This window comes from Streptomyces sp. NPDC015125 (assembly GCF_043080045.1).
Taxonomy (GTDB): domain Bacteria; phylum Actinomycetota; class Actinomycetes; order Streptomycetales; family Streptomycetaceae; genus Streptomyces.
Map to the genome: position 1 here is coordinate 154,796 of NZ_JBIBVF010000016.1, position 13,106 is coordinate 167,901.

At 70.2% G+C, this 13,106-nt stretch carries 1 protein-coding gene; it reads left to right on the plus strand.

The annotated features are described in order from the left end of the window. Positions 1-202 precede the first annotated feature (202 nt). On the plus strand, positions 203-13,069 hold the full coding sequence (locus tag ACF088_RS28260; RefSeq protein ID WP_392378663.1) for a type I polyketide synthase: 12,867 nt from the start codon (positions 203-205) through the stop codon (positions 13,067-13,069). The last annotated feature ends 37 nt before the right edge of the window (positions 13,070-13,106 follow it).

Below are 13,106 nucleotides of genomic sequence, written 5' to 3' on the forward strand. Positions count from 1 at the left end.
GCGATGCCTCCGGGCCGGGCGCCGAGCGCTCCGGACGAGCGATGTCCCGAGAGGGAAGCCCTGCTCAGGACGGTGCGGAAGGCCCACCGCCTCGCCTAGGAGTTCCCCTAGTGGTGGCCTTCGACGGTCCTTTCCGTGCCCGGCGCTGTGGAACGGTGAGTTCAAGCCATGACTGTGCTGTTTCGGGTTGGGAGTGCGATTGATGAACGGGTGGGAAACCGCGGACTCCACGATGTCCTCGACGCACGGCGAGCCGATCGCCGTCATCGGCCTTTCCTGCCGCCTGCCCGGGGCGGCCGATCCGGACGCCCTCTGGGAACTGCTCCGCGAAGGCAGGAGCGCCGTCACCGAGGCGCCGGCCGACCGATGGAACGCGGAATTCCTCGCGCAGTCAGGGGTCTCCGAGCCCGCACGGGGCGGATTCCTTGACGATGTCGCCGCATTCGACGCCGGATTCTTCGGACTCTCGCCCCGTGAGGCACAGTCGATGGACCCCCAGCAGCGGCTGGCCCTCGAACTCGGCTGGGAAGCCCTGGAGAACGCCCGCCTCCGTCCGGAGCGGCTCCACGGCCACCGGGCCGGGGTGTACATCGGAGCCACCGTTGAGGACTACGCCGTCCTCGTGCACCAACAGGGCCCCGAGGCTCTTGACCACCACACTCCGACCGGTCTCAACCGCGGACTCATCGCCAACCGCCTCTCCTACCACCTCGGCCTGCGCGGCCCCAGCATGACCCTGGACAGCGCTCAGTCCTCGTCGCTCGTGGCGGTCCAGGCCGCGTGCGACAGCCTGCGTCGCGGAGACTGCGAGGTCGCCCTTGCGGGCGGGGTTCACCTCAACCTCGCCCCCGGGAGCACCCTCGCCATGGCCCGCCTCGGCGCGCTCAGCCCGAGCGGTCTCTGCTACACCTTCGATGCCCGCGCCAATGGGTTCGTACGTGGCGAGGGAGGCGGCCTCGTCGTCCTCAAACCACTCGCCAGGGCAGTGGCGGACGGCGACCACGTCCACTGCCTGATCCGCGGCGGGGCGGTCAACAACGACGGAGGCGGACCCGGCCTCACGATCCCGGACGCCTCCGCGCAGGAAGAGGTGCTGCGCCTGGCCTGCGAACGGGCCGGCGTCCACCCCGGTGACGTCGATTACGTGGAGCTGCACGGCACCGGCACCAAGGTCGGTGACCCCATCGAGGCGGCATCGCTCGGCGCCGTACTCGGTACCGCACCACGACGCAGCACTCCGCTGCGAGTGGGTTCGGTCAAGACGAACATAGGCCATCTGGAAGGCGCCGCCGGCATCGCAGGACTGCTGAAGGTGGCGCTGTGCGTGCGACACGGCCACCTCGTCCCGAGCCTGAACTTCACGACACCCCACCCCGACATCCCCCTCGACAGCCTGAACCTTTGGGTACAGACGGAGACGGACGCATGGACGGCGCAGGAGGGTCGGCAACTCGTTGCGGGGGTCTCCTCGTTCGGCATGGGCGGGACGAATGCACATCTGATGGTGGCGCGGGCTGCGGAGCCGGATCAGGCCGAGGAGGCCGAGCGCGCTGAGGAGGCCGAGCAGGCCGCCCCGGCATCGTTGCCTGGGCTGACGGACACCTCGGGTGCGGGTGTGGGTGTGGGTGCAGGTTCAGGCACGGGTGTGGTGGTGCCGTGGGTGGTGTCCGGGCGTTCTGCTCAGGCGTTGGCGGCTCAGGCGGAGCGGTTGGTGTCGCGGGTGGCAGGAGCCGGTCTTTCGCCGGTTGACGTGGGTTGGTCGTTGGTGGCGTCGCGGTCGTCGTTCGAACACCGGGCCGTCGTGGTGGGGTCGGCGACCGACGGACTGGCTGCCGGAGTCCGGTCGGTGGCGGAAGGACGCCCCGATGCCGCAGTGACGCTCGGCGGCGTGTCCGGCTGCTCGGGCGGGGCGGTGTTCGTCTTTCCTGGTCAGGGGTCGCAGTGGGTGGGGATGGCGGTGGAGTTGTTGGATTCTTCGCCGGTGTTTGCGGGTCGGTTGGCGGAGTGTGAGGCGGCGTTGGAGCCGTTTGTGGACTGGTCGCTGGGCGAGGTGCTGCGTGGGGGCGAGGGTGCGCCGGGGCTGGACCGGGTGGATGTGGTCCAGCCCGTGCTGTGGGCGGTGATGGTGTCGTTGGCTGAGGTGTGGCGTGGCCATGGTGTGGAGCCTGCGGCGGTGGTGGGCCACAGTCAGGGGGAGATTGCGGCGGCGTGTGTGGCCGGGGCGTTGAGTTTGGAGGATGGCGCGCGGGTGGTGGCGCTGCGGAGCAGGGCGATCCGTGCGTTGTCGGGGCGGGGCGGGATGGTGTCGGTTGCCCTTTCCGCGTCCGAGGTGGAGGAGTTGGTCGGGCCGTGGGGTGGGCGTGTTTCCGTTGCGGCGGTCAATGGCCCCACGTCCGTGGTGGTCTCCGGTGATGCCGGTGCGCTCGATGAGCTGATGGATGTGTGTCGGGAGCGTGAGGTGCGTGCGCGGCGGGTTGAGGTGGATTACGCCTCGCATTCGGCTCATGTGGAGGCGATCCGTGCGGAGTTGCTGGAGGCGCTCGCGCCGGTGGTGCCGCGGAGTTCGTCGGTGCCGTTGTTCTCCACGGTGACGGGGGAGTGGCTGGACACGGCGGAGATGGATGCCTGGTATTGGTATGCGAATCTGCGGGGGACTGTGGAGTTCGCTCCCGCCGTCCAAGCCCTCGCCGCTGCAGGTCACCAGGTGTTTGTCGAGGTCAGCCCCCACCCCGTTCTGACGATGCCGGTGCAGGAGACCGTTGAGGCCGTGGGCACCGAAGGGGTCGTGGTGGGCACACTGCGTCGTGGCGAGGGTGGCCTCGCCCGGGTCTACGCCTCGCTGGCTGAGCTGTATGTGCACGGTGTGGACATCGACTGGTCCCCGGCCTTCGCCGCACACCACCCCAAGGTCGTGGACCTGCCCACCTACGCCTTCCAACGTGAGCGGCACTGGATAACGAACTCAGCGGCGCCATCGGGCCCGAACACCGCTGAGCACCCCCGCCCACCCGCAGCAGACGAGCCGGACCGGACCGCTGACATCAGCACCGGCAGCCCGGGACCGCAGCGACCGACACTCGCACTCGTACGGGACCACGCTGCCGCGGTGCTGGGCCATCGGGAGCCCTCCGCGCTCCACGTCGGCTGGACGTTCAAGGATCTGGGCTTTGACTCGGTCACCTCCGTGGAGTTGCGCAACCGGCTGAACCGCGTACTCACGGTACGACTGCCGTCCACGGCCTTGTACAGCCATCCCTCGCCCGCTCGACTGGCCCGCTATATCGACGCCGAACTCCTGGGCGCTACCGACGCCACCGAGCCGGCTCACCGCCCGGTCATCGACCCCGATGAGCCGATTGCCATCGTGTCGATGGCCTGCCGCTACCCCGGTGGCGTCGGGTCCCCCGAAGATCTGTGGCAGGTCCTGCGGGACCGGGTGGACACGGTGACGCCGTTCCCCACCGACCGCGGCTGGGACACCGACGGGCTGTACGACCCCGACCCCGAACGTTCGGGCACCAGTTACGTACGCGAGGGCGGCTTCCTCGACGCCGCATCCTTCGACGCCGGGTTCTTCGGGATCTCGCCGCGCGAGGCCCTGGCCATGGACCCGCAGCAGCGTCTTCTCCTGGAGACCTCCTGGGAGGCGCTGGAACGGGCCGGCATCGACCCGGCAGGGGTGCGCAGCAGCCTCACCGGGGTCTTCATCGGTGCCATGGCACCGGAGTACGGCCCCCGTCTGCATCGGGCGGGCCACCACGTCGAGGGCCACGTTCTGACCGGAACGACCACGAGCGTGGCCTCCGGACGCATCGCCTACACACTCGGTCTCGAAGGGCCGGCCATCACTGTGGACACGGCGTGCTCCTCATCCCTGGTGGCTCTGCATCTCGCGGCACAGTCGCTGCGCGCGGGAGAGTGCACACTCGCGCTCGCCGGTGGGGCCACAGTGATGTCCACCCCCGGCATGTTTGTGGAGTTCAGCCGGCAGCGGGGGCTTGCGCCGGACGGACGGTGCAAGCCCTTCGCCGCTGCCGCTGACGGAACGGCCTGGGGCGAGGGCGCCGGGATCCTGCTTCTGGAACGTCTGTCGGAGGCCCGGCGCAACGGCCACCCGGTACTGGCACTCATCCGCGGCACCGCCACCAACCAGGACGGCGCCTCCAACGGCCTCAGCGCCCCCAACGGTCCGTCGCAGGAGCGGGTGATCCGCGCCGCGCTCACCACTGCCGGACTGCAGCCGTCCGACATCGACGCCGTCGAGGCACACGGCACCGGGACGGCGCTCGGCGACCCCATCGAGGCGCAGGCGCTGCTCGCTACCTATGGCAGGGACCGTGACGAGGACCGGCCGCTGTGGCTCGGTTCGCTGAAGTCCAACATCGGGCACACCCAGGCCGCGGCGGGTGTCGCCGGGATCATCAAGATGGTGCTCGCCCTACGGCATGGTGTCCTGCCGGAGACACTGCACCTTGACGCACCGTCCTCCCATGTGGACTGGTCGGGGGGCACCGTGCGGCTGCTCACCGAGGCCCAGCCGTGGGAGGAAAACGGGCAGGTGCGCCGGGCCGGTGTCTCGTCGTTCGGCATCAGCGGCACCAATGCGCATGTGATCGTGGAACAGCCACCGGGGGACGTCCCGTACGAGGCGGCCGACGAAGACGAGGAGCGGGTCGAAGCCGCCGACGAGGAGCGGGTCGGGGCCGGCGACGAAGCGGACGACGGCGCCTCTGTGCGGGCGGTCGTGCCATGGGTGGTGCACGGCCGGACCCCGGACGCACTGTGTGCCCAGGCAGCAGCGCTCGCTGCCCATCTCGGTTCGCTCCCCGATGCCACACCGTACGACGTGGCGCATTCCCTGCTCACGACTCGTGCGGCACTGGAACACCGGGCAGTGCTCATCGGCGACGACCCTGCCGCGCTGCTCGCGGACCTGCGCGCCGTGGCCGAGGGCGCCCCCAGTTCCTCTACCGCCACCGGCTCCGTCCCCCCTGCCCCCGGACCGGGAGCGGTGTTCGTCTTTCCTGGTCAGGGGTCGCAGTGGGTGGGGATGGCGGTGGAGTTGTTGGATTCTTCGCCGGTGTTCGCGGGTCGGTTGGCGGAGTGTGAGGCGGCGTTGGAGCCGTTTGTGGACTGGTCGCTGGGCGAGGTGCTGCGTGGGGGCGAGGGTGCTCCGGGGCTGGACCGGGTGGATGTGGTCCAGCCGGTGTTGTGGGCGGTGATGGTGTCGTTGGCTGAGGTGTGGCGTGGCCATGGTGTGGAGCCTGCGGCGGTGGTGGGTCATAGCCAGGGGGAGATTGCGGCGGCCTGTGTCGCCGGGGCGTTGAGTTTGGAGGATGGCGCGCGGGTGGTGGCGCTGCGGAGCAGGGCGATCCGTGCGTTGTCGGGGCGGGGCGGGATGGTATCGATCGCCCTTCCCTCGTCCGAGGTCCCGGGACTGATCGAGCCGTGGGGTGGGCGGGTCTCGGTTGCGGCGGTCAATGGTCCTACGTCCGTGGTGGTCTCCGGTGATGCCGGTGCGCTCGATGAGCTGATGGGTGTGTGCCGGGAGCGTGAGGTGCGTGCGCGGCGGGTTGAGGTGGATTACGCCTCGCATTCGGGTCATGTGGAGGCGATCCGTGAGGAGTTGTTGGAGGTTTTGGCGCCGGTGGTGCCGCGTTCGGCCGAGGTGCCGTTGTTCTCCACGGTGACGGGGGAGTGGTTGGACACGGCGGAGATGGATGCCTGGTATTGGTATGCGAATCTGCGGGGGACTGTGGAGTTCGCTCCTGCTGTTCAGTCTCTCGCCGCTGCAGGGCATCGGGTGTTTGTGGAGGTCAGTGCGCATCCCGTGCTGACGGTGCCGCTTCAGGAGACGGTCGAGGACGCGGGTGTCGAGGCGGTGGTGACGGGCACGCTGCGCCGTGACGACGGAGGCCTGTCCCGGCTCTACACCTCACTGGGCGAGCTGTACACGCACGGCGTGGACGTCGACTGGTCCACCGTATTCGCCGACCGCCGCGCGCGCCGGGTGGAGCTGCCGACATATGCGTTCCAGCGCCGGCGCTTCTGGCTGGAGCCGGACGCTCCGGCTGTGGCGGCAAGCCCCGAAGAAGAGGCGTTCTGGACAGCTGTCGGGGACCAGGACGCGAAAGCGCTGGCGGGCACGCTCGGGCTGCCCGGTGCCGAGGCCCTGCACGACGTGCTTCCTGCGCTGTCCTCATGGCACCGCAATCGGCGGCAGCGCGGTACCGCGGATGGTTGGCGCTATCGCATTGTGTGGCGGCCCCTCACGGAACCCGCCGCCCGCCAACTCGACGGCACCTGGCTCGTGGTGGTTCCGGCCGGGTACGAGGAGGACACGCTGGTGCACAGCGCCCGCGTAGCGTTGGAGGAAGCGGGCGCGCACACCTACTCGTTGGTGATCGAGGACGGCGCCGGTCTCACGGAACGGCTGAATACCGGGGCTGCTCCGTTCGCCGGTGTGCTGTCGCTGCTGGCCCTGGACGCACGGCCGGACCGTGCACACCCCTGCGTTCCCAGCGGTCTTTCGCTCTCCCTCGCACTGCTCCAGGCACTCGGAGATGCCGGGGTCGACGCCCCGCTGTGGTGCGTGACCCGAGGCGCGGTCGCCACCGGAACCAGCACCCGTGGCGCCACCGGCGCGGACGATGCCCCCGTGCATCCCGACCAGGCGGGGATATGGGGGCTCGGCAGGGTCGCGGCGTTGGAGCACCCGGAGCGCTGGGGTGGCCTGGTCGACATGCCCTGTCAGAGCGATGACCAGTCAGCGGCGCTGCTTGCGCGGATCCTGGCCGCCGGTGACGACGAGGATCAGCTGGCTGTCCGAGACACCGCCCTCTTCGGGCGGCGGCTGGTCCCCGCACCGGTCGCCGGTACCCCCGGCCGACGTGCTTGGCGGCCCCGCGGTACCGTCCTCGTCACCGGCGGCACAGGGGCACTGGGCGCGCACATCGCCCGCTGGCTCGCCGCCAACGGTGCGGCACATCTCGTCCTCACCGGCCGCCGTGGCGCCGATACCCCCGATGTGGCCGCACTGTGCTCCGAACTCAGCGAACTCAGCGACCAGGGCGTCCACATCACTGTGGCTGCCTGCGACGTCGGCGACCGGCAGGCGGTGGCGGACCTCGTGCGGCAGATCGAGGGCGACGGGGAGCCCATCCGGGCCGTGGTGCACGCCGCCGGGGTCAGCGCCCTCGGCCCGCTGGCGGAGGCCGGCCCGGCGGACCTCGCGGCGACGCTCGCGGGCAAGGTCGCCGGAGCCGACCACTTGTCGTGCGTACTCGATCCCGCCTCACTCGACGCCGTCGTCTACTTCTCCTCCATTTCCGGCACCTGGGGAGTGGCCGACCACGGTGCTTACGCCGCAGCGAACGCCCTCCTCGACGCCCGTGCCGAACGTGGCCGCGCCGATGGGCTGCCGGTGCTGTCCGTCGCCTGGGGCCCCTGGGCCGGCGGCGGCATGATCGCCGACTCGGTCCACGAGGTGCTGCGGCGCCGCGGCGTGCCCGTCATCGATCCGGACACCGCGATTACCGCACTCCAGCAGGCGCTCGACCTCGATGAGACATCGATCGCGGTCGCCGATGTGGACTGGCAGCGCTTCGGCAGCGTCTTCGCCTCGGTTCGGCCCAGTCGGCTGCTGACGGAGATCCCGCGCTACGCGGCGGACGGTGACCATGACCGTGACCATGATGGCGATGGCGACCGCGGTGGCGGTGGCCGTGGCGGTGACCGTGGCGGTGGCGGTAAGGAGCGAGCGCCCGCCCGATCGGAACTCGCCGAGCGGCTCGCGGGACTCGACGTCCGGCAACGCACAGCAGCAGTGTTGGCTCTCGTCCGCGAACAGGTCGCTTCCGTTCTCGGTCACGACAGGACGGCGCCGGTGGACACCGAACGCCCCTTCAAGGAGCTGGGTTTCGACTCGTTGACCGCTGTCGAGCTGCGCAACCGTCTGAGCCGGGCCACCGGCCTGCAGTTGCCCAGGACCGTGGTGTTCGACCATCCGAGTCCGGTCGCGCTCGCCGCGTACGTAGACGTCCAGCTGGCCGATGAGCAGGAACCCGCGACGAAGCCGGCCGTGCCGCCCGCTCCCGTCCTCACGGGCGATGAACCGATTGCGATCGTGTCCATGGCCTGCCGCTATCCGGGCGGCGTGCAGTCGCCCGAGGACCTGTGGCGGTTGATCCGGGACGGCGTCGATGCGGTGTCTCCCTTCCCCACCGACCGGGGCTGGGACCTGGACGGCATATATGACCCGGACGCCGACCAGCCGGGTAGCAGTTACGTCCGGGAATCCGGATTCCTGCACGACGCCGGCGACTTCGACGCCGATTTCTTCGGGATATCGCCGCGCGAGGCACTGGCCATGGACCCGCAGCAGCGGCTTCTGCTGGAGACCTCCTGGGAGGTCTTCGAGCGCGCGGGCGTTGACCCCAAGTCCCTGCGCGGCAGCGCAACCGGTGTCTACATGGGCGTCACCGACCAGGAATACGGCAGTCGTCTGCGTGCGGCGAACCCCCAGCAGATCGAGGCATACCTCGCGACCGGATCGGCCGCCAGCGTCGCTTCCGGACGGGTCGCCTACACGCTGGGGCTGGAAGGCCCGGCCGTGACGGTGGATACCGCATGCTCGTCGTCGCTGGTCGCCTTGCACATGGCGGTGCGAGCACTCCGCTCGGGGGAGTGCTCGCTCGCCGTCGCGGGCGCCGCAATGATCATGGCGGATCCGGGGCCGTTCGTCGGCTTCAGCCGTCAGCGGGGCCTGGCACGGGACGGGCGTTGCAAGCCGTTCTCCGCGGCGGCCGACGGCTTTGCACTCTCCGAGGGTGTCGGTGTGCTGCTGGTGGAACGCCTGTCGGACGCCCGCCGCAAGGGCCATCCGGTGCTGGCGGTCGTCCGTGGTACGGCGGTCAATCAAGATGGTGCGTCGAACGGGCTCACCGCGCCCAACGGTCCCTCGCAGCAGCGGGTGATCCGGGCGGCGCTGGCCGACGCCGGTCTGTCGGCCGGTGCGGTGGACGCCGTGGAGGCGCACGGTACGGGGACGTCGCTGGGCGATCCGATCGAGGCGCAGGCGCTGCTTGCCACGTACGGGCAGGAGCGGGACGGGGACCGGCCGCTGTGGCTCGGCTCGGTCAAGTCGAACATCGGGCACACCCAGACCGTTTCCGGTGTGGCCGGTGTGATGAAGATGGTGCTTGCCATGCGGAACGGCGAGTTGCCGGCGACATTGCACGTGGATGAGCCGTCACCGCATGTGGAGTGGTCCGCGGGCGCGGTGGAGCTGTTGACCGAGACTCGGCCGTGGGCGGTGGAGCAGGGCAGTCCACGCCGGGCCGGCATCTCTTCCTTCGGCATCAGCGGGACCAATGCGCATGTGATCGTCGAGCAGGGGGAGGAGCCGGCCCAGACGGAGCGGGCGGACCCGACGCCGTCGTATGAGACGGCGGACGGCCCGGTGCCGGCCTCGGTCCCGTCTGCGGCCTCGGTCCCGTCTGCGGCCCCGGTCCCGTCTGCGGGTGCGGGTGCGGGTGCGGCTGCAGGTTCAGGCGCGGGTGTGGTGGTGCCGTGGGTGGTGTCCGGGCGTTCTGCTCAGGCGTTGGTGGCGCAGGCGGAGCGGTTGGTGTCGCGGGTGGCAGAAGGCGGCCTTTCGCCGGTTGAGGTGGGTTGGTCGTTGGTGGCGTCGCGGTCGTCGTTCGAGCACCGGGCGGTCGTTGTGGGCTCGGAGACCGAGGAACTGGCGCAAAAGCTGGGGGAGTTGAGCCCTTCAGCCGCCGTGGCCGATCCGGGGAGGGCGGTGTTCGTCTTTCCTGGTCAGGGGTCGCAGTGGGTGGGGATGGCGGTGGAGTTGTTGGATTCTTCGCCGGTGTTTGCGGGTCGGTTGGCGGAGTGTGAGGCGGCGTTGGAGCCGTTTGTGGACTGGTCGTTGGGCGAGGTGCTGCGTGGGGGCGAGGGTGCGCCGGGGCTGGACCGGGTGGATGTGGTCCAGCCCGTGCTGTGGGCGGTGATGGTGTCGCTGGCGCAGGTGTGGCGTGGCCATGGTGTGGAGCCTGCGGCGGTGGTGGGCCACAGTCAGGGGGAGATTGCGGCGGCGTGTGTGGCCGGGGCGTTGAGTTTGGAGGATGGCGCGCGGGTGGTGGCGCTGCGGAGCAGGGCGATCCGTGCGTTGTCGGGGCGGGGCGGGATGGTGTCGGTCGCCCTTTCCTCGTCCGATGTGGAGGAGTTGGTCGGGCCGTGGGGTGGGCGTGTTTCCGTTGCGGCGGTCAATGGCCCCACATCCGTGGTGGTCTCCGGTGATGCCGGTGCGCTCGATGAGCTGGTGGATGTGTGCCGGGAGCGTGAGGTGCGTGCGCGGCGGGTTGAGGTGGATTACGCCTCGCATTCGGGTCATGTGGAGGCGATCCGTGCGGAGTTGTTGGAGGTTTTGGCGCCGGTGGTGCCGCGTTCGGCCGAGGTGCCGTTGTTCTCCACGGTGACGGGGGAGTGGTTGGACACGGCGGAGATGGATGCCTGGTATTGGTATGCGAATCTGCGGGGGACTGTGGAGTTCGCTCCTGCTGTTCAGGCTCTCGCCGCTGCAGGTCATCGGGTGTTTGTGGAGGTCAGTGCGCATCCCGTGCTGACGGTGCCGCTTCAGGAGACGGTTGAGGACGCGGGTGTCGAGGCGGTGGTGACCGGCACGCTGCGCCGTGACGACGGAGGCCTGTCCCGGCTCTACACGTCTCTCGGTGAGCTATATGTGCGCGGTGTGGAGGTGGACTGGTCGCCGGCTTTCGCGGCGCACCGGCCGCGGCTCGTGGAGCTGCCCACCTATGCCTTCCAGCACCGCCGCTACTGGCTGGAGTCCGGGCAGTCGTCGGTGGCCGGTGCGGTTGATCCGGTGGATGCGCGGTTCTGGGACGCGGTGGAGCGTGCGGATCTGGAGGGCCTGGCGGGGACGTTGGGGCTGGCCGGGGACCCGGGGGCGCTGCGTGAGGTGCTGCCGGCGTTGTCGTCGTGGCGGCAGGGTCGGCAGCAGCGGAGCACGGTCGACGGCTGGCGCTACCGGATCGTCTGGCGCCCCCAACCCGAGCCGGTACAGGCTCAGTTGGACGGCACCTGGCTCATCGTCGTTCCTGCCGACTACCTGGACGACGACCTCGTACAGGCGACTTCCCGTGGTCTCGGCGACCGGGCCCGGATCCTGCCCGTAGCGGCAACCGCCGACCGTGCGGAACTGGCGGAGCAGTTGGCGGCGCAGTGCCACGCAGCCGATGCGCCGCTGCATGTGGTGTCGCTGCTCGCGCTGGACGACCGGGATGTCGACGGCCACCGGGGGGTGCCCAGCAGCCTCTTCAGCGCCCTGTCCCTCACTCAGGCACTGGCTGACGCGGAGGTGCCTGCCCGTCTGTGGGCGATCACCCAGGGCGCCGTCTCCACCGACGCCTCCGCACGGGGGCCGGAATCTCAGCCGGTGTCCGACCCGATCCGCCATCCCGGTCAGGCGGCGATCTGGGGTCTGGCGCGCGTCTTCGGACTCGACCATCCTGATCGCTGGGGTGGCCTGATCGACCTGCCGGGGACCCTGGACGAGCAGGCGTTGCGCCGCTTTGTGTCGCTGCTCAGCGGTGGCGGCGGCGGCCCGGACGAATACGCCGTCCGCGCCTTTGGTGTCCATGTCCGGCGTATGGTCCGCGCGCCCCTGGTTCCGGAAGTCGGGGCCGAGCAGTGGCAGCCCCGCGGGACGGTCCTCATCACCGGCGGCACCGGCGCGCTCGGCGCCCATGTGGCGAGGGCGCTCGCTGCCGACGGCGCGGAGCACCTCGTACTCGTCGGCAGGCGTGGCCCCGATGCTCCCGGTGCGTCCGAGTTGTCCGCCGAGCTGACCGCACTCGGGACGCGCGTCACGGTGGCCTCGTGCGAGGTGACCGACCGGGCCGCAGTGGCCGAGCTGTTGGACTCGCTCGCCGGTGAGCCGCCGCTGACCGCCGTCGTGCACACCGCGGGCGTCGTGGGCGAAGCCCGCCCCCTCACCGAGGTCTCCTTCGACGATGCCATGGCCGCAGTACACGCCAAGGTCTCCGGTGCGTGTCACTTCGACGAGTTGCTGGCCGACCATCCGCTGGACGCCTTTGTTCTGTTCTCCTCCGGGGCCGGAGTGTGGGGCAACGGCGGCCAGGGGCCCTACGCGGCAGCCAATGCCGCCGTCGACGCCCTCGCCGAATGGCGCCGGACCCAGGGCCGCCCCGCCACCTCCATCGCCTGGGGTGCCTGGGCGGGAGGCGGAATGGTGGACGACGCCGTGGCCGAACAGCTGACTCGCCGAGGCGTCCCCGGCATGGATCCCGGCCCGGCCGTACACGCCCTGAGGGAAGCCGTCGAGCACGGGGAGACCACACTCGTGGTCGCCGACATCCGGTGGGACCGCTTCCTGCCCGCTTACACGGTGAGCGGGTCCCGGCCGCTCCTGGACGAGCTGCCGGAGGTAAGGCAACTGCTCGCCGGCCAGGAGGAGCAGGCGGACGAGGGAGGCGACCAGGGTCCGGACCTGCCGGACAAGCTGGCCGCGCTTTCGGAGCCCAAGCGCAAGCGCCTGCTGCTGGACCTTGTCCGCACCCAGGCCTCCGCCGTGCTGGGCCACTCCTCGGCCGACTCGGTCAGGCCCACACGGGCCTTCCGTGAGCTGGGCTTCGACTCGCTGACCGGGGTGGAGCTGCGCAACCGGCTCAAGGCGGCCACCGCGCTGACCCTCCCCGCCACGCTGGTCTTCGACCACCCCACACCCACCGCGCTCGCCGCACACCTGCGGGACGAACTCCTGCCACCGGAACCGGAAACGGAACCGGAAACGGAACCGGAGTCAGGAGACGGAACCTCCCTGATCCCCGAGCTGCAAGAGGTGGCGAGCGCACTGCAAAAGGCCACCGACGACGACACACGGCGAGCGCTCACCGAAGGGTTGCGCAGCCTGCTTGCCCACTGGGAAAGCCAGACACCGCCACCAGCGGAGGCCGTCGACGACGAACTCTCGGAAGTGAGCGACGAGGACATGTTCGACCTGATCGACAGGGAACTCGGGATCGGCTGACCCGTACGTACACCGACCGCCGGTTTCTTGAAGGGCT

What these genes read in the sequence shown, in the direction of transcription:
- ACF088_RS28260 (WP_392378663.1), top strand. Translation starts at nt 203, where the DNA reads ATGAACGGGTGGGAAACCGCGGACTCCACGATGTCCTCGACGCACGGC.